A 16,720-nucleotide genomic window follows, 5' to 3' on the forward strand; every position below is an offset into this window, starting at 1 on the left:
ACAGGAGCAACGCGGCACCGCGAACGGTGTCTTGTCTCCCGGGCTTTTGTCCCGCCGTGTAACCTCAACTGGAGGTCGCCAACTCTCGGACCAGCCACTCGCCAGAGGCGAGCCGGAACCCTAGTCAGCCATTGCAAATTGTGGTGCCGCGAACCTGTGATGACTCCTGCACGGGATTGGTAAAGCGAGAGCCGTGCCAATTCGGGCAGAGGCCCGGGCCAGAGGGGGTGGGTCTGAGGGAGGAATGATCGGGGGGCGGATTTGTGCTTGGTTGTGGTGCTGTCGCGCACCGGAAGAGGGCGACGAGGGACATGTTTCCAGTTGTTGCCAGGTCGCACCAGATTCCGATTTCGCTGTCAGATTAATCGTCAGTCACCCCAATAGATGACTGCCGCCCATCAGCGTCGCTGGTGCGGCCCATTCGCGGTCCAGGAGGCCGCCATGTATCGACGACTGCTCCTCATTGCGTTTCTTGGTCTGACTCTTTCGGCATGCGTGCCTTACTACGACGGAGGCTCGAGCTACTATCGTTCAGAGGTCTATACCTCACCAGCGCCGGCCTATTACAGCGGTGGGTATTACTCGGCCCCACGGGGCTATTACGCCCCACGGTACTACCAACCGGCGCCCCGTTATTACTCGGCCCCGCGCTACTACCAACATGGCCCGCGCTATTACTCGCCACCGCGAGCGGCGTACCGGCCTTATCCACACCGAGGCGGCTGGGATGGTCGCGATCGAGGCGGCTGGAACGATGACCGTCGTGGCCGGGGCGGGCGTGACCGCGGACATGACCATCGAGGACGTGGTCATGATGGGCGAGGCAACCATCGGTAAAGGACAGGCAGCAAAAAGCGGCGCATGAAGCGCCGCTTTTTTTGTGCCTGCGATAAATCCGGCGGGATGACCTCTGTGGGCGTGAGTTTTCTCCTGCGCGGATATGATTCTGGCTCGGTTATTCGTTGGACAAATCCGCCAACGGATGCCGACCCTCCCACACCTTGTGAAAATGCGCTTGCACCGCTGCTTCCGGTACATGATTGATGTCCGGCCAGTGCCAGTGGGGTTTGTGATCCTTGTCGATCAATCGCGCCCGCACGCCTTCGCTGAATTCCGGATGGCGACAGCAGTTCAGGCTCAAGGTGTACTCCATGCGGAACACACCGGCCAGCGACAAATGCCGCGCCCGGCTGATCTGCTCCCAGACCAGGTGCGCCGTCAACGGCGAGCCCTCGGTCATGGTCTTGGCCGCGCGGGCGATCAGCGGATCAGGATGCTCCACCAGCAAGCTGAGGGCCTTCCAGGCGCAGCGGACGTCACTGACATCCAGCCATTCGTCGATTTTGTGCCGACGGGGCAACCACTGGGCTTCGGGCAACTGGGTCAGCGCTTCTTGCTGCAAGGCCTTGAGCAGACTGTTGAGTTGCATCTCGGTCTGTTCCTGCCAATTGAGTTGCAACAAGCCCTCGATCAGGTCGTCCTGCTGCTCATCGAGTAAAAAACGATCGGCCAGGCCCAGGTCGATGGCGTCGCGCGCGTTCATGTGGGCACCGGTCAGGCCGAGAAACAGGCCCAGCTTGCCCGGCAGGCGCGACAGGAACCAACTGGCGCCTACATCCGGGTACAACCCGATGCTGATTTCGGGCATCGCCAACCGACTGCTCGGCGTGACGATCCGCGTGCTCGCGCCTTGCAGCAATCCCATGCCGCCGCCGAGCACGTAGCCATGTCCCCAGCACAGCAATGGCTTGGGGTAGGTATGGAGATTGAAGTCCAAGCGATATTCGGCGGCGAAGAATTGCGCGGCCAGCGGCGGCACCTCGCCGGGGTGGGCGCGGCAGGCTTCTGCCAGGCTGCGGACCTCGCCACCGGCGCAAAACGCTTTGGCACCTTTGCCGCGCAGCAATACGCAGACTATCTGCGGGTCCCTGGCCCAGGTGTCGAGCCGATCACGCAGGGCGTTGATCATTGGCAGAGAGAGGGCGTTCAAGGATTTCTCGGCGTCCAGGGTGGCGATGCCCAGGCGCGCGCCATCGATGCCGGTGAGTTCTTCGAAGTGCAGATTCATCGTGACCTCGATCAGAAATTGAATGATCAGTATGACTGCTGTACGGGAAAGTGCCGGATCCGTGTCAGATCAATTGACAAGCCTTGTGGGCTTTCCTAGGGTGCGCCCATTGTTTTTACCGGGTACAACCATGACCGCTGACGACCGTATCAAGCTCGAACCCAGCTGGAAGCAGGCACTGCGTGCCGAGTTCGACCAGCCCTACATGGCAGAGTTGCGCGAATTCCTGCGCAGTGAATACGCCGCCGGCAAGGAGATCTACCCTCCGGCCCCGTTGATTTTCAACGCCCTCAATTCCACTCCGCTGGACAAGGTCAAGGTCGTGATCCTCGGCCAGGATCCCTACCACGGGCCGGGCCAGGCACATGGCTTGTGCTTCTCGGTGCAGTCGGGCGTGCCGACACCGCCATCGCTGGTGAATATCTACAAGGAATTGAAGCGCGACCTGAACATCGACATTCCCAACCACGGTTACCTGCAAAGTTGGGCCGAACAGGGCGTATTGCTGCTCAATACCACCCTGACCGTTGAACGCGCCAATGCCAACGCCCACGCCAAGAAAGGTTGGCAGCACTTTACCGACAGGGTCATCGAGGTGGTCAGCGAACACCAGTCGAACCTGGTGTTCCTGCTGTGGGGCGCCCATGCCCAGAGCAAACAGAAGCTGATCGATGCGACCAAGCATTTGGTCTTGACCTCAGTGCATCCGTCACCGCTGTCGGCCCATCGGGGCTTTATTGGTTGCGGGCATTTCAGCCGGGCCAACAAGTTTCTGGAGCAGCACGGCGAGAAGCCGATCGAGTGGCGGTTGCCGCCGGTTTGACGCGCTAGTCGAGCGGGCCCCATCGCGAGCAGGCTCGCTTCTACAAAGGTTTTGTGGTGGGACGCCAAATGGATACTCGCCGCAGACTCCCGTGGGAGCGAGCCTGCTCGCGATGAGGCAACTCGGTTACAAGCTTGAACCTGTCTTGCGCATCCAATACCTGAACAACGGCTCCGCCAGGAACAGCACGAACAGCAGCCGCATCACCTGCAACGCCGTGACCAACGGCACCGACAATTGCAACGTCTCCGCCGTCAGGCTCATCTCCGCGATGCCACCGGGCATCATGCCCAGGGTCAGCGAACGCAAATCCAGGTGAGTCAAGGTGCTCAGGCCCAGGGCCGCGAGCGTGGCGATCAGCATCGTCAATACCGTGCCAACCAATGTACGCCCCATGAACGACGGTGCCCGGCGGAAGAACTGCCGGTTGAAATGACAGCCCAGGCCGCTGCCGATCAGCCATTGGCCGATCTGGCTACCGCCGTCGGGCAGGCCGATGTGCAAATCCCAGCCGATGCTCACCGCCGCGCTGACCAACAGCGGACCGAACAGCCATGGGTTGGGCTGGCGAAGGCGCTCCCAGATCCAGGCGAGCAGTGCACCGGCCGGGAACAGGATCGCCAGCCACATCCAGTCCACCGTCGTGGCGTGTTGCAGTGGGGTGCCTTCGCCCAGCAGGTACTTGAAGGCGGCGGGAACGCACAGCACCACCACCAGCACGCGTAGGCTCTGGCCCGCGGCGACATGGCTGAGCATCGCGCCGTTGCGGGCGCCGAGGTTGACCATCTCGCCGGAACCGCCTGGCATGCTGGAAAAGAAAGCGGTGGCGCGGTCCTCGCCGGTGCGGCGCATCAGCCACACGCTCACCACGCTGGACACGCTGGTGATCAGCGCGCCGAAGAAAATCAGGCCGAAGTGGCTCAGGACTTGCTCCATCACCACTGGCGTAAAGTGCAGGCCGATACCGATGCCCACCACCCATTGGCCGCATTTGCGGCCGCCGGGGATTTCCATCAATTGCCATGGCGTGAGGCAGCGCACCAGGATGATCGCCAACAGCGAGCCGACCATCCAGGGCAAGGGCCAGCCGATCAGGCTGGCCAGATAACCGCCGGCCAGACCGACCAGCGGTGTTCCCCACCATTGTCTGAAAGTTGTCGTCTCAGGCATTGGCCAGGGCACGACGCTGGGCACTGCGGCGACGCCAGATGCGCAGCAGCGGCAGGAACAACATGATTGCGGTCAGGACCCAGCAACCGAAGGTGATCGGGCTCGACCAGAGGATTTCCAGCGCGCCGTTGGAGATCGACAACGCACGACGCAGGTTCTGCTCCATCAGGCCGCCAAGGATGAAGCCCAGCAGGACTGGCGACAGCGGGAACTCAAGCTTGCGCAGGATATAGCCGAAGATACCGATGCCGATCATCAGAAACAGGTCGAACGTGGTGGCGTGTACCGCATAGACACCGATCCCGGTGATGATTGCGATGACCGGCACCAGCGCCCAGTTCGGCACCGCCAGGATGCGCGTAAACACGCGGATCATAGGGATGTTGAGGATCACCAGCATGACGTTGGCGATGAACAACGAGGCGATCAGGCCCCAGACGATGTCCGGTTGCTGTTGGAACAGCAGCGGGCCGGGGGTGATGTTGTACAGCGACAGCGCGCCGATCATGACCGCCGTGGTGCCCGAGCCGGGAACGCCGAGGGTCAGCATAGGCACGAGGGCGCCGCAGGCTGCGCCACCGATGGCGGTTTCCGGCGCCGCGAGGCCACGCTTGTCGCCCTGGCCGAACGTACCGGTGGCACCGGCCATGCGTTTTTCAGTCATATAGGCTACGGCACTGGCCAGGGTCGCGCCGGCACCTGGCAATACGCCCATGATGAAACCGAGCACGCCACAGCGCATGTTCACCCAGAACACCGAGGCAGCTTCCTTGACGTTGAACATCATCCGCCCGGTGGCTTTCACGGCCTCCTGGCCGCGATGGGTTTTTTCCAGCAGCAACAGAATCTCGCTGATGGAGAACAGGCCCAGCACCAGCACGACGAACTGGATGCCATCGGTCAAGTGAATGTTGTCACCGGTGAAGCGGTAGACGCCGCTGTTGGCGTCGATGCCGACGCACGACAGGAACAGACCGATCAGCGCGGCGATGAACGTCTTGAGCGGTCGATCACCGGCCATGCCGCCCAGGCAGACGATGGCGAACACCATCAGTACGAAGTATTCCGCCGGTCCGAAGGCAATTGCCCATTTGGCCAGCAAGGGAGCAAACAGCACCATGCCGCAGGTGGCAATGAGCGCGCCGAGGAACGAACTCCACGCCGACAGTGACAAAGCGACCCCGGCCAGGCCTTGGCGAGCCATTGGGTAGCCGTCCAGCGTGGTCATTACAGTGGACGCTTCGCCCGGGATGTTGAGCAGAATCGAGCTGATACGCCCGCCGTATTCGCAGCCCAGGTAAACGGCCGCCAACAGGATCAACGCCGACTCCGGCGGCAGGCCCAGGGCGAAGGCGATCGGGATCAGCAGCGCCACGCCGTTGATCGGGCCCAGGCCCGGCAGCAGCCCTACGACGGTGCCGATCAAGGTGCCGCTCAACGCGGTGACGAGGTTGTAGGGAGTCAATGCAACGCCAAAACCCTGGCCGAGATAATTCAGGGTATCCATATCAATTCTCCAGGACGTCGAGCAGGCCCAGGGGCAGCGGCACGTCCATCAGCTTGTCGAACAACAGATAAAGACCAATGGCCATCAGGCTGATGATCACTACGCTCGGTACCCAGCGGCCGCCGTACAGGCGCGCCATCGGCACGCCAGTGACAATGCTGGCGAGGATGAAGCCCAGGGGTTCGAACGTTCCGGCGAAGACCAACAGCAGCAAAACGCAGATGCCGATTTTCTGCAGGGTTTCACGGTCCAGTTGCGGGTCGTCTTCGCTGTGCACGACGGGGGTAGGACGAAACAGCATGTACAGCAGCGCCAGCCCCATCAGCCCGATTATCAGCAGGGGAAAGGCGCGCGGGCCGACCGGTTCATAGGAAAAGGCGGCCTGATAAGGCCAGGCCATCAGCGCCAGGCCGATACAGGCCAGCAGCAGCACCGCGGCAACAATACGTTGGATGACGAGCATGACTAACTCCTGGGCGGCGCCGGTTGTGCCGACGCCGCCGCGAGACAGGGGCGATTACTGGATCAGGCCGAACTCTTTGGCCAGCATCTTGTAGTCGGCCACTTGCTTCTTCACGTAGGTGTCCAGCTCCGGACCGGTCATGGCGAACGGGAACAGTTCGCGCTGGTCACGCAGCTTGGCGAACTCTTCGGAGGCCAGCAGTTTGTCGAAGGCGTTTTTCCACCAGGCGTATTCCTCATCGGTGACCTTCGGGCCCAGGTAGAAGCCACGTACCACCGGCCAGCGGATGTCGTAGCCTTGTTCCACGGCGGTCGGGATGTCTTTCATTTCCGGCTCGTCCAGGCGCTTATCGGAGAATACGGCCAGCAGACGCATGTCGCCGCTCAGGATGTGTGGCATGGAGTCGGAGATGTCCGTACTGCCCACCTGGATATGACCGCCGAGCAGAGCGGTAGCGATTTCGCCGCCGCCTTCAAGGGCCACGTAGCGCAGTTTGCGCGGGTCGATACCGGCAGCCTTGGCAATCAAAGCGGTCTGCATCCAGTCCTGGCTACCGACGGTGCCGCCAGAGCCGATCACCACCGAGCCAGGATCTTTCTTCAGAGCCTGTACCAGATCGTCGAGATTCTTGTAGGGCGAATCGCTTTTCACCGCGATGGCGCCATAGCTGGTGCCGACGGCAGCGAGCCAGCGCACATTGGTTTCATCGAAACGGCCGAACTTGCCTTGCGCCAGGTTCAGCAACGAGCCGCTGGACCAGGCCACCAGCGTGCCGGCGTCTGCCGGGCGCTGCGCAACCACTGCGTTGTAGGCCACCGCGCCGACACCGCCGGGCATGTAGGTGACGCGCATCGGCTTGGTCAGCAGCTTTTCATTGACCAGTGCGCTTTGCGCCAATTTGCAGGTCAGGTCGAAACCACCGCCGGGTGCGGCGGGGGCGATGCACTCAGGGCGCTTTGGCTCTTTGGACGAATCAGCGGCGAGCGTTTGCCCGGCGAGCATCAGGCATCCGACGGCAAGGGCTACTTTACGCAGTGCTAGGTTCATTTTTGTCTCCACAGGAGTTGTTGTTTTGTGTTTCAAATCAGGCTTCGCAGAACATGTACGGTGCAGACCCCTGAACGCGTTTCAAAGACGCAGCAGTTCGGTCTGCGCAGAGGCACAGGCAAGGGTAGTCTGGTTGGGGCAGCAAAGGCGGGTGGGCATTGAAGCCTGGAGCTGTATGGACAGCATGGTGAATACTCCGCTTATTGTTTTTATTCGGCGAAAACGCTTCGTGGCGTTTTTCGTTCGCGAGGTGTGTCGCGACCGGCAGTCGAAACTGTCCGTGGAGCGACTCTAACGACCCAACCTTTCGCTAACCTTTCAAAAGCTTTCAGGATGATTTTTGGCTTCACAGTGGCGGATGCGGCTGTAAACTCCGCGCCAAAGAATGGCGCCGGCCATCCCTGAATCGAGGAAAAACCCATGCGTGTTCTGCTCGTCGAAGACCATCTGCAGCTGGCCGAAAGTGTCGCCCAGGCGCTCAAGAGCACGGGTTTGACAGTGGACGTGCTGCACGATGGGGTGGCCGCTGACCTGGCCCTGAGCAGCGAGGAATACGCCGTGGCGATTCTAGATGTGGGGCTGCCGCGCATGGACGGTTTCGAAGTGCTGGCGCGCTTGCGGGCGCGGGGCAAGACCTTGCCGGTGCTGATGTTGACCGCGCGCAGCGACGTCAAGGACCGCGTCCACGGCCTGAACCTCGGCGCCGATGATTACCTGGCCAAGCCATTCGAACTGACCGAGCTGGAAGCCCGGGTCAAGGCGTTGCTGCGCCGTAGCGTACTCGGGGGCGAGCGCCAGCAGCGCTGCGGTGGGTTGGTCTACGACCTGGACACCCGCCGCTTTACCCTTGATGAGGAACTGATGACCTTGACCTCCCGCGAGCAGGCGGTCCTGGAGGCGTTGATAGCTCGACCGGGGCGGGTGATGAGCAAGGAACAACTGGCCGCCCAGGTGTTTGGCCTGGACGAAGAGGCCAGCCCCGACGCCATCGAGATCTACGTTCATCGGCTGCGTAAGAAACTCGATGGCCATGCGGTGGCGATCGTGACGTTCCGGGGCCTGGGCTATTTGCTGGAAACCCGTGATGCATAAGCCCGACAGCCTGCGCTGGCGGCTCCTTCGCAACCTTGCATCGCTGCTGGTGGTGCTGATGCTCGCCAGTGGGCTGAGTGCCTATTGGAATGGCCGCGAAGCGGCCGATACTGCCTATGACCGGACGTTGCTGGCTTCGGCCCGGACCATTGCCGCCGGGCTTTCCCAGCGAGACGGCACCCTGAGTGCGGACGTGCCGTACGTGGCCTTGGACACCTTCGCCTATGACAGCGCCGGGCGTATCTACTATCAGGTCAACGATATCCACCAGAAGCTGATCTCCGGGTACGAAAATCTTCCTGGCCCGCCGCCGGGTACGCCGCGCACGGACGATTACCCCGCGCTGGCGCGCTTCTATAACGCCTCTTATCAGGGCCAGAATGTGCGCGTCGTAAGCCTGCTCAAGGCCGTGAGCGAGCCGGAGATGAACGGCATGGCGGAAATCCGCGTGGCGGAAACCGAAGAGGCGCGGGTCAGCATGGCGCGCAGCTTGATGGCCGATACCTTGCTGCGGTTGGGCATGCTGGCGGTGGGTGCGCTGCTTTTGGTGTGGTTCGCGGTCAGTGCCGCGCTGCGTCCCCTGGAACGCTTGCGCACGGCGGTGGAAGAGCGGCAGCCAGACGATCTGCGACCGCTGCCGCTGGTGGAAGTCCAACATGAGTTATGGCCGCTGGTACGGGCACTCAATCACTTCACCGAGCGCCTGCGCGGCCAATTCGAGCGTCAGGCGCAATTCATTGCCGACGCCGCCCATGAGCTGCGAACGCCATTGGCCGCCCTCAAGGCTCGCCTGGAGCTGGGCCTGCGCGCCAGCGAATCGGCCACGTGGCGCCAAACCCTGGAGACCGCCGCCCAGGGCACCGACCGCTTGACCCACCTGGCCAACCAGTTGCTGTCATTGGCCCGGGTGGAAAATGGCGCCCGGGCGATAGCCGAGGGCGGCGCGCAATTGCTCGACCTGAGCCAGCTCGCCCGTGAGCTGGGCATGGCCATGGCACCCTTGGCCCATGCCCGTGGGGTCGCGTTGGCGCTGGAGGCCGATGAGCCCGTCTGGTTGCGGGGCGAACCGACGTTGCTGAACGAACTGTTGAGCAACCTGGTGGACAACGCCCTGGCCCACACCCCCTCGGGTGGCAACGTCATCCTGCGGGTGATCGCGCCGGCGATCCTGGAAGTCGAGGACGACGGCCCCGGCATTCCTGAGACTGAGCGCGAGCGAGTATTCGAGCGCTTCTATCGACGCAACCAGCAAGTGGCCGGTTCTGGCTTGGGATTGGCGATCGTCGGGGAAATCTGTCGCGCGCATCTGGCCCAGATCACCCTGCATGACGGGCAGGAGAGTGGGCTGAAGGTGCGGGTGAGTTTTATCCCCGGCTAAGCCAGGCAATGCAAAACCCGTGGAAAGGGAGCAAAGTCCCTCGCCACAACGGGCTTTGTCAGTAAAACATCGACCGCGCTTCTTCCAGATCCGCGCAGCGGTCGTGGTTGTCCAGGTCAATGCCCAGCTTCTTGATCGCGGGGACGCCAAATACGTCGATTCTGCTCAGCGGATGGTCGGAGTCCTTGTAGCAGTACAGTGCGGCGACTTGCACCAGGTCGACGTAATCGAGTTGTTCTGAATCCCGGGTGAAATCCAGATACAACCCCGGCAACTTCATCAATCGTTCCGGAAACTCCCAGACGCTGAGCAGCTTGTCCCCCAACACGGGATGAATCGTCTCGATGACGTGGTTGAGGCTGATTGGATCCGACAGCAATTCGTTGTTGTCTTCGGCGTACGTCAGGATCGGCAGCACGCCGATCTGATGGACCAATCCGCCCAGCGCGGCCTGGTCAGGCTTGAGGTGGGTATAGCTGCGACATAGCGCATAACTGACACCGGCGATCTCCAGGCTCTTGCGCCACACCTCACGCATCTTCTGTTCCACGACATCGGAGCGGGCATGGAATATCTGCTCCATGACCAGGCCAATCGCCAGGTTACTGCTGTAGTTGACGCCCAGCCGAGTGATGGCCGTGTGCAAGTCCGTCACTTCCTGCGTGGCGCGTAGCAGCGGGCTGTTTACCACTTTTATCAGGCGCGCCGAGAGTGCCGTGTCACGACCGATCACTTTGCTCAGGTTACTGACACTGATCTCCGGATCTTCCGCAGCCCGGCGAATCTGCATGGCCACTTCCGGTAGTGTGGGCAGGACCAGGTCGTCCTTATCGATGGCCGCCACCAAATCCCGCTGGACCTTATCCGCCAAATCGCTCATTTCGGTTCTCTAGGTGTTGCGACAAAATGTTGCGATCAACGCTGGATTTCGCGGTCGCGGTCCAGTTCGTAAGGCAAGTCCAGCAATTGTAGCGCGGGTCCTTCCAAAGCACCGAGGTGCAAATTGCCATCCTCGGCGGCTTCGGCCTGCAACACTCCCAGCAGCTCAATATTCTGCTCGGCCCGGGCAGCAATGACGACCTCGCCGATCGAGCTGCCATGCGTAGGGGAAAACAGCGGGGTGCCAGGCTCCGGCAACTCGGTGGCGTCCAGTTGCAGGCGATACAGGCGACGCTTGAGCTTGCCGAGGTACTGCATGCGCGCGACGATTTCCTGGCCGGTATAGCAGCCTTTCTTGAAGCTGACACCGCCAACGGCCTGCAGGTTGAGCATCTGAGGAATGAACAGTTCGCGTGTGGCCGCCATGACTTGGCCGATTCCCGCACGAACCTGGCCCAGCAGCCAGCGGTTCAAGTCGCCTTCGCCCAGTTGCGAGCCCAGGCGAGCGCGCAGCGTATCGGCCTGTTCGGCGCGGACCCAGAGTTCGGCGCGGCCCGGGGATACGCGGATGGCGATCAAGGATTCATGGCGTGCCATGCTATCGGTGTCGGCCGGCAGCTCCAGGCCCAGTTCGCTGAGGGCGGCGTCAGCGTTTTCCAGTCCGAAGCGAACCCAGGCCGGGCTTTCATCGGTGAGTTTGGATTTGGAAAACACCGCGTATTTTTTCAGGTCCGCCAGTTGCGGTTCGAGTAACTCGCTGGCCATCGCCATGAGTACGCCGTCGCCCTCGAGCAGGATCCGGAAGCTTGATTGCATCCGGCCTTTCTGTGTGCAGCGGGCGCCGAGGCTGGCCCGGCTGTCGCTCAGGTAATTGAGATTGCAGGTCAATTGGCCTTGCAGGAATTTACCGGCATCCACGCCGCGGACCGCGAGAATGCCTTCGTGGGACAGGGTGCAGAAAAAAGCGGAATCAGCCATGGGTCATCGCAGGGTAAAAAAGTCTGGTGGACATCATAAGGGGGCGCCCTTGAAATGGGTAGTTGCCAAAGGATCGTCGACGGCCGACAAAGCCGTGTGTTCCGCCACGGCCGGGCCTGTATACTTGCGCCCTATTTGAGGAGCGCTCCATGGTCGAAGATGTTGAACTGAATCGCCTCTACTGGCACAGCCGCCGCGGCATGCTTGAGCTTGACGTGTTGCTGGTGCCTTTCGTGAAGGAGGTCTACCCCCACCTCAATGAGGTTGACCGTGCATGCTACGTCCGCCTGCTGGAATGTGAGGACCAGGACATGTTCGGCTGGTTCATGGAACGCAGTGAGTCCGAAGATCCGGAGTTGCAGCGCATGGTCCGGATGATCCTGGACCGTGTCCAACCCAAGTAATCGCTTCGAATGCCGCTGGCGCGCCTCCGGGCAGTTGTTGGCGGCCTATCTGCTGGCGCAGCTGTTCGCCCTTGGCTCGTTGTTGCTATTGGCCGTCCCACCCGGGTTCGCAGCCGTCGGCATCATACTGTGCCTGGGCCATGGCGCCTGGGTACTGCCGCGACACCTGCTGCTTACCCATCGACAGGCGTTTCGCGGCTTGCGTCGCGATGCCGGTGGCTGGCAGCTATGGAGCTCCGACGGCGGCTGGCAATCGGTGCAGTTGCGGCCCGATAGCCTCGCATTGCCGATAATCGTCGTGTTGCGCTTTCGGCTCCAGGGCGAGCGGCGGGTCCGCTCGCTGTGTGTGCCCCGTGATGCGCTGGCGCCGGATGTGCACCGACGCCTGCGAGTGCGGCTCAGGTTCAGCCGGCGTAGGTGGGCGGCACCAGGATAGTATCCAATGGCTCGGGCAACAGGTCCGGGTAATCGAGGGTGTAATGCAGCCCTCGACTTTCCTTGCGTTCCATCGCCGAGCGAATCATCAATTCGGCCACTTGCGCGAGGTTGCGCAGTTCGATCAGGTCCCGGCTGACCTTGTAGTTACTGTAGAACTCATCGATCTCATCGAGGAGCAGTCGTACCCGATGCTGGGCCCGTTGCAAGCGTTTGTTGGTGCGCACGATCCCAACGTAGTCCCACATGAAGCGCCGCAGTTCGTCCCAGTTGTGGGCGATGATGACGTCTTCATCCGAGTCGGTGACCTGGCTGGCATCCCACGAGGGCAGGGCGGCAGGTATGTCGATGCGCGGCAATTGCTCAAGGATGTCGGCCGCTGCCGAGCGGGCGTAGACGAAACATTCCAGCAGCGAATTGCTGGCCATGCGATTGGCGCCGTGCAGCCCGGTAAAACTGGTTTCGCCAATGGCATACAGGCCGGGGACGTCGGTGCGACCGAACTGATCGACCATGACCCCGCCGCAGGTGTAATGCGCCGCCGGCACCACCGGGATAGGCTGCTTGGTGATGTCGATGGAAAATTCCAGGCAGCGTTCGTAGACCGTCGGGAAATGACTCTTGATGAACGCTTCGGGCTTGTGGCTGATATCCAGGTAAACGCAGTCGATGCCCAGGCGCTTCATCTCATGGTCGATGGCTCGGGCAACGATGTCCCGTGGGGCCAGTTCGGCGCGAGGATCGAAGCGCTGCATGAAGCGTTCCCCGTTGGGCAGCTTCAGGTGCGCGCCTTCGCCGCGCAGGGCCTCGGTCACCAAAAAACTCTTGGCGAGCGGGTGATATAAACAAGTCGGGTGGAACTGGTTGAACTCCAGGTTCGCCACCCGGCAACCGGAACGCCAGGCCATGGCAATGCCGTCACCGCAGGCGCCGTCCGGGTTGCTGGTGTAGAGGTAGACCTTGGCCGCGCCACCGGAGGCCAGGATCACGAAGCGCGCCCCGTAGGTGTCGACTTCGCCCGTGCCACGGTTGAGCACATAGGCGCCCAGGCAGCGATCACCGTTCAGACCCAGGCGTTTTTCGGTAATCAGATCGATCGCGACCCGTTGCTCCAGCAACTCGATGTTCGGCCGTTGCCTGGCCTGGGCCAGCAGCGTCTTGAAAATCGCCGCGCCGGTCGCATCGGCGGCATGGATGATCCGCCGATGGCTATGGCCGCCCTCGCGGGTCAGGTGAAATTCAAAGCCGCCATCTTCGGTGCCGGACTGCTCATCGCGGGTGAATGGCACGCCTTGGTCGATCAGCCATTGGATGGCCTCCCTGCTGTGCTCGACGGTAAAGCGCACCGCATCCTGATTGCACAGCCCGCCGCCAGCGTTGAGTGTGTCGTCGACGTGGGATTGGATCGTGTCGGCGTCATCCAGCACGGCTGCGACGCCGCCCTGGGCCCAGAACGTCGAGCCGTTGGCCAGGTCGCCCTTGCTCAGCACGGCGATGCGCAGATGCGCGGGCAAAGTCAACGCCAGGCTCAATCCGGCGGCACCGCTGCCGATTACCAGAACATCATGTTGGAACTGTTGGCTCATTCGAATGATTTCCGCTCAAAGCGACCCGTGAGGGGTTGGCGCCGGACATCCGTTTGACGGGTCGGGCAGCCTTGCAGCCCACTAGTATATAGAGGGGGGGATCGGCACAATAGCCGGGCAATCATGGCGATGTGAAACCAGCGTGACGGAAAAACAACACGCTTCGTCGGATCAGGGTTTTCTTGAAATGGCGACAACGCGACGTTTTCGCGGACAGAACGTTGTTTATCTCGTCACGGTTGCCAGATTTTCGTTTCGAAGAGCTGAAAATAGCGGGAACTTTTGCCAGGCGCCTACGTTCAATAGACGGTTGTCTGCAAAAGGGAACAGCGTCGGGTTGGTTAAGGACTTCGATTCAAATCCTCGTCCGACAGGCCCGGCGACAGATTATTCGCGCAGCCGGGGAATCTCGTGCTGCGTTTTTCGTGCGTGCCGGATCAGAGCGCGCCGGAAACTTGCTTGGAAGGGGGAGAACTTTTGCGAAAAGCCCGAGTCTATGTTTGCAAGCCCGGTCGATTAGTAGTGCAACCCTCCTTCGAGCTTATCGAGGAGTGTTCATGCTAACCCAGGAAGAGGATCAGCAGCTGGTCGAACGCGTTCAGCGCGGCGACAAGCGAGCTTTCGATCTGCTAGTGCTGAAATACCAGCACAAAATTCTCGGGTTGATCGTGCGTTTCGTGCACGACACCCATGAAGCCCAGGATGTTGCCCAGGAAGCCTTCATCAAGGCCTACCGCGCACTTGGAAATTTCCGCGGGGATAGCGCGTTTTACACGTGGCTTTACCGCATCGCCATTAACACGGCGAAAAACTATCTGGTTTCACGCGGCCGCCGGCCGCCGGATAGTGATGTGAGTTCCGAAGATGCTGAGTTCTACGATGGCGATCATGGCCTCAAGGACCTCGAATCTCCGGAGCGTGCGTTACTGCGGGATGAGATCGAAGGCACCGTCCATCGAACCATCCAGCAATTGCCTGAAGATTTGCGTACGGCTTTAACTTTACGTGAATTCGACGGTCTGAGTTACGAGGACATTGCGAGCGTCATGCAATGTCCGGTGGGTACCGTGCGCTCCCGGATCTTCCGCGCTCGGGAGGCCATCGATAAAGCCCTGCAACCGTTGTTGCAGGAAAACTGAGACAGCGGCGACAGCCAAGAGAGGAACGCCATGAGTCGTGAAGCCCTGCAGGAATCGCTGTCCGCAGTGATGGATAACGAAGCGGACGAATTGGAATTACGTCGGGTATTGAATGCCTTCGACGACGTTGAAACCCGTGAGACCTGGGCGCGCTATCAGATCGCCCGGGCTGTCATGCACAAGGACCTGCTGCTTCCGCGTCTGGATATCGCTGCGGCAGTGTCTGCTGCGCTGGCTGATGAAGCCGTACCGGCAAAAGCCTCCCGCGGTCCATGGCGCAGCCTGGGTCGCCTGGCTGTAGCTGCTTCGGTCACCGTTGCGGTACTGGCCGGTGTGCGGTTGTACAACCAGGACGAGATCGCTGGCGTTCAAATGGCGCAGCAATCGAACCAGCCAAGCCTGGCAACGCCACAGGTCAAAGGTCCTGCGGTGCTGGCCGGCTACAGTGAAGGTTCGGAAGCTGCTGGCCCGATGAACAATGGTGTCCTGCAAGGACAACCAGGCTGGCACGATCAGCGCCTGCCTAACTATCTGCGCCAGCATGCCCAACAGGCTGCATTGAAGGGCACTGAAAGCGCGCTGCCCTACGCTCGCGCGGCCAGTCTGGAAAACCGTTAAGGAGGACCATGCGCGCCATACCTCTTTTATCGCTTCTGCTCGGTGGCTGGTGCGTGATTCCAGCCCATGCCGGCGAGGCTCAAGACTGGCTTAATCGTCTGAGTCAAGCCGAGCAACAGCAAAGCTTCCAGGGCACTTTCGTTTACGAGCGTAACGGTAGTTTTTCTACCCATAACATCTGGCATCGCGTCCAGGATGGCAAAATCCGCGAGCGGTTGCTCCAGCTCGACGGTTCGGCACAGGAGGTCATGCGCATTGATGGACGTACTCAATGCGTCAGTGGCACCTTGATCGCCGGGCTGGGAAATACGCCAGATGGCACTGCACGTGCGCTCGATCCGCAAAAACTCAAGAATTGGTATGACCTTGCCGTGATCGGCAAGTCGCGTGTGGCTGGGCGACAAGCTGTCATTGTGGCCCTGACTCCGAAGGACCAGCATCGCTACGGGTTCGAGTTGCATCTGGACAAGGAAACCGGGCTGCCGCTCAAATCCCTGCTGCTCAACGACAAGGGACAGTTGCTCGAACGCTTTCAATTCACCCGCCTGAACATCACCTCACCTTCGGACGCTGACCTGCAGGCCAGTGCCGAATGCACGGCTGTTGCGCAGGATCCGAACAAGGCGACGGCAGTGAAGACCGCATGGCGTTCGGACTGGCTTCCGCCGGGCTTTGAATTGACCAGCAGTGTTGCGCGAAATGACCCGGACACCAAAGTGCAGGTCAGCAGCCTCATGTACGACGATGGCCTGGCTCGGTTCTCGGTGTTTCTGGAACCGTTGAACGGCGCCACGGCTACCGATACCCGAACTCAGCTAGGTCCGACCGCCGCCGTATCCCGCCGTCTGACCACGCCGCAAGGTGAAATGATGGTCACGGTGGTAGGTGAGATACCTATCGGGACGGCGGAACGGATCGCGCTTTCCATGCGCTCCGACGTCGCGGCAGCCAAGTAGCCATTGCGCAAGTGGCTCGATTGCGCGGCAGGCGGTTAACGCCAAGGCTTGATCGAATTGCTGAAACTTCCTGTCAGCATTTTCATTTGCAAAAAATCGATTTTTTTTCTATTAGGTCAGAGCCGCTCGGCTCTGGCCTTGTCTGTTTGCGGAACGAAAATACCGGCGTATCGTTCT

17 protein-coding genes and 1 riboswitch are annotated in these 16,720 nt (G+C 61.0%); of the genes, 9 read left to right on the forward strand and 8 right to left on the reverse strand.

Annotated elements, in window-relative coordinates; genetic code table 11:
* Positions 1-33: 33 nt before the first annotated feature.
* Positions 34-135, reverse strand: a riboswitch (guanidine-I (ykkC/yxkD leader).
* A 306-nt stretch (positions 136-441) separates the two neighbouring features.
* Positions 442-837, forward strand: a complete 396-nt coding sequence (locus tag DOCECA_RS03420; RefSeq protein ID WP_420766721.1) for a hypothetical protein — start codon at positions 442-444, stop codon at positions 835-837.
* A 118-nt stretch (positions 838-955) separates the two neighbouring features.
* On the opposite strand, the gene DOCECA_RS03425 is transcribed toward DOCECA_RS03420, so the two are convergent.
* Complete coding sequence (locus tag DOCECA_RS03425; protein ID WP_420766720.1) at positions 956-2,068, reverse strand: enoyl-CoA hydratase/isomerase family protein; 1,113 nt, start codon at positions 2,066-2,068, stop codon at positions 956-958.
* Positions 2,069-2,198: 130 nt separating this feature from the next.
* Between DOCECA_RS03425 and ung the strand changes: the two genes are divergently transcribed.
* Entirely contained in the window at positions 2,199-2,891 is a 693-nt protein-coding gene (gene ung, locus DOCECA_RS03430) for a uracil-DNA glycosylase (protein ID WP_434562806.1), read from the forward strand.
* Positions 2,892-3,017: 126 nt separating this feature from the next.
* Here the strand turns inward: ung and DOCECA_RS03435 are convergent, their stop codons facing one another.
* From DOCECA_RS03435 to DOCECA_RS03450, 4 genes are read right to left on the reverse strand one after another with little or no spacing between them, the layout of a single operon-like run.
* Positions 3,018-4,061, reverse strand: coding sequence for an AbrB family transcriptional regulator (locus DOCECA_RS03435; protein ID WP_434562808.1), 1,044 nt, complete (start codon positions 4,059-4,061; stop codon positions 3,018-3,020).
* On the reverse strand, positions 4,054-5,568 hold the full coding sequence (locus DOCECA_RS03440) for a tripartite tricarboxylate transporter permease (RefSeq protein ID WP_420766717.1): 1,515 nt from the start codon (positions 5,566-5,568) through the stop codon (positions 4,054-4,056). The genes DOCECA_RS03435 and DOCECA_RS03440 overlap by 8 nt, the downstream gene beginning before the upstream one ends.
* A 1-nt stretch (position 5,569) precedes the next feature.
* On the reverse strand, positions 5,570-6,031 hold the full coding sequence (locus tag DOCECA_RS03445) for a tripartite tricarboxylate transporter TctB family protein (protein WP_434562810.1): 462 nt from the start codon (positions 6,029-6,031) through the stop codon (positions 5,570-5,572).
* Between the two features lie 54 nt (positions 6,032-6,085).
* Positions 6,086-7,078 carry a Bug family tripartite tricarboxylate transporter substrate binding protein gene (locus DOCECA_RS03450; protein ID WP_420766715.1) on the reverse strand — a complete coding sequence of 331 codons (993 nt, stop codon included), beginning with the start codon at positions 7,076-7,078 and terminating at the stop codon, positions 6,086-6,088.
* 420 nt (positions 7,079-7,498) lie between these two features.
* Between DOCECA_RS03450 and DOCECA_RS03455 the strand changes: the two genes are divergently transcribed.
* Both DOCECA_RS03455 and DOCECA_RS03460 read left to right on the forward strand, forming a co-directional pair.
* Positions 7,499-8,170 carry a response regulator gene (locus DOCECA_RS03455; RefSeq protein ID WP_420766714.1) on the forward strand — a complete coding sequence of 224 codons (672 nt, stop codon included), beginning with the start codon at positions 7,499-7,501 and terminating at the stop codon, positions 8,168-8,170.
* Positions 8,163-9,548, forward strand: a complete 1,386-nt coding sequence (locus DOCECA_RS03460) for a sensor histidine kinase (protein ID WP_445571445.1) — start codon at positions 8,163-8,165, stop codon at positions 9,546-9,548. Before DOCECA_RS03455 ends, DOCECA_RS03460 begins: the two co-directional genes overlap by 8 nt.
* A gap of 58 nt (positions 9,549-9,606) precedes the next feature.
* Here DOCECA_RS03460 and DOCECA_RS03465 read toward each other — a convergent pair whose 3' ends face one another.
* Positions 9,607-10,428, reverse strand: coding sequence for an HDOD domain-containing protein (locus DOCECA_RS03465; protein WP_434562814.1), 822 nt, complete (start codon positions 10,426-10,428; stop codon positions 9,607-9,609).
* A 35-nt stretch (positions 10,429-10,463) separates the two neighbouring features.
* On the reverse strand, positions 10,464-11,405 hold the full coding sequence (gene ygfZ, locus DOCECA_RS03470) for a CAF17-like 4Fe-4S cluster assembly/insertion protein YgfZ (protein WP_434610095.1): 942 nt from the start codon (positions 11,403-11,405) through the stop codon (positions 10,464-10,466).
* 149 nt (positions 11,406-11,554) lie between these two features.
* Between ygfZ and DOCECA_RS03475 the strand changes: the two genes are divergently transcribed.
* Positions 11,555-11,809, forward strand: a complete 255-nt coding sequence (locus DOCECA_RS03475) for an FAD assembly factor SdhE (RefSeq protein WP_003184348.1) — start codon at positions 11,555-11,557, stop codon at positions 11,807-11,809.
* Positions 11,793-12,245 (forward strand): protein YgfX, encoded by a 453-nt coding sequence (locus DOCECA_RS03480; RefSeq protein WP_434610097.1) that lies wholly within the window; start codon positions 11,793-11,795, stop codon positions 12,243-12,245. The genes DOCECA_RS03475 and DOCECA_RS03480 overlap by 17 nt, the downstream gene beginning before the upstream one ends.
* Here the strand turns inward: DOCECA_RS03480 and nadB are convergent.
* The gene (nadB, locus tag DOCECA_RS03485) at positions 12,214-13,830 is read right to left on the reverse strand and encodes an L-aspartate oxidase (protein ID WP_434675236.1); all 1,617 of its coding nucleotides are present in this window, start codon (positions 13,828-13,830) and stop codon (positions 12,214-12,216) included. The genes DOCECA_RS03480 and nadB overlap by 32 nt on opposite strands.
* A 557-nt stretch (positions 13,831-14,387) precedes the next feature.
* On the opposite strand from nadB, the gene rpoE reads away from it, so the two are divergent.
* Genes rpoE through DOCECA_RS03500 form a run of 3 tightly spaced genes read left to right on the forward strand, consistent with a single transcriptional unit; the run spans position 14,388 to position 16,543 of the window.
* Positions 14,388-14,969 (forward strand): RNA polymerase sigma factor RpoE, encoded by a 582-nt coding sequence (gene rpoE / locus DOCECA_RS03490; protein ID WP_003172477.1) that lies wholly within the window; start codon positions 14,388-14,390, stop codon positions 14,967-14,969.
* A 30-nt stretch (positions 14,970-14,999) separates the two neighbouring features.
* A complete protein-coding gene (locus DOCECA_RS03495; RefSeq protein WP_039593313.1) occupies positions 15,000-15,587 on the forward strand; it encodes a sigma-E factor negative regulatory protein in 588 nt (195 codons plus the stop codon).
* 8 nt (positions 15,588-15,595) lie between these two features.
* Positions 15,596-16,543: a MucB/RseB C-terminal domain-containing protein gene (locus DOCECA_RS03500; protein WP_420766708.1), complete on the forward strand. Its 948-nt coding sequence runs from the start codon at positions 15,596-15,598 to the stop codon at positions 16,541-16,543.
* The last annotated feature ends 177 nt before the right edge of the window (positions 16,544-16,720 follow it).

It is taken from the genome of Pseudomonas sp. E102 (assembly GCF_052660185.1).

Bases quoted from the DNA above. Each gene is read 5' to 3' on its own strand.
- DOCECA_RS03440 (WP_420766717.1), bottom strand. From the start codon at position 5,568: ATGGATACCCTGAATTATCTCGGCCAGGGTTTTGGCGTTGCATTGACT.
- DOCECA_RS03495 (WP_039593313.1), top strand. From the start codon at position 15,000: ATGAGTCGTGAAGCCCTGCAGGAATCGCTGTCCGCAGTGATGGATAAC.
- ung (WP_434562806.1), top strand. From the start codon at position 2,199: ATGACCGCTGACGACCGTATCAAGCTCGAACCCAGCTGGAAGCAGGCA.
- nadB (WP_434675236.1), bottom strand. From the start codon at position 13,830: ATGAGCCAACAGTTCCAACATGATGTTCTGGTAATCGGCAGCGGTGCC.
- DOCECA_RS03460 (WP_445571445.1), top strand. From the start codon at position 8,163: ATGCATAAGCCCGACAGCCTGCGCTGGCGGCTCCTTCGCAACCTTGCA.
- DOCECA_RS03425 (WP_420766720.1), bottom strand. From the start codon at position 2,068: ATGAATCTGCACTTCGAAGAACTCACCGGCATCGATGGCGCGCGCCTG.
- DOCECA_RS03450 (WP_420766715.1), bottom strand. From the start codon at position 7,078: ATGAACCTAGCACTGCGTAAAGTAGCCCTTGCCGTCGGATGCCTGATG.
- DOCECA_RS03445 (WP_434562810.1), bottom strand. From the start codon at position 6,031: ATGCTCGTCATCCAACGTATTGTTGCCGCGGTGCTGCTGCTGGCCTGT.
- DOCECA_RS03465 (WP_434562814.1), bottom strand. From the start codon at position 10,428: ATGAGCGATTTGGCGGATAAGGTCCAGCGGGATTTGGTGGCGGCCATC.
- ygfZ (WP_434610095.1), bottom strand. From the start codon at position 11,405: ATGGCTGATTCCGCTTTTTTCTGCACCCTGTCCCACGAAGGCATTCTC.
- DOCECA_RS03475 (WP_003184348.1), top strand. From the start codon at position 11,555: ATGGTCGAAGATGTTGAACTGAATCGCCTCTACTGGCACAGCCGCCGC.
- DOCECA_RS03500 (WP_420766708.1), top strand. From the start codon at position 15,596: ATGCGCGCCATACCTCTTTTATCGCTTCTGCTCGGTGGCTGGTGCGTG.
- DOCECA_RS03435 (WP_434562808.1), bottom strand. From the start codon at position 4,061: ATGCCTGAGACGACAACTTTCAGACAATGGTGGGGAACACCGCTGGTC.
- rpoE (WP_003172477.1), top strand. From the start codon at position 14,388: ATGCTAACCCAGGAAGAGGATCAGCAGCTGGTCGAACGCGTTCAGCGC.
- DOCECA_RS03420 (WP_420766721.1), top strand. From the start codon at position 442: ATGTATCGACGACTGCTCCTCATTGCGTTTCTTGGTCTGACTCTTTCG.
- DOCECA_RS03455 (WP_420766714.1), top strand. From the start codon at position 7,499: ATGCGTGTTCTGCTCGTCGAAGACCATCTGCAGCTGGCCGAAAGTGTC.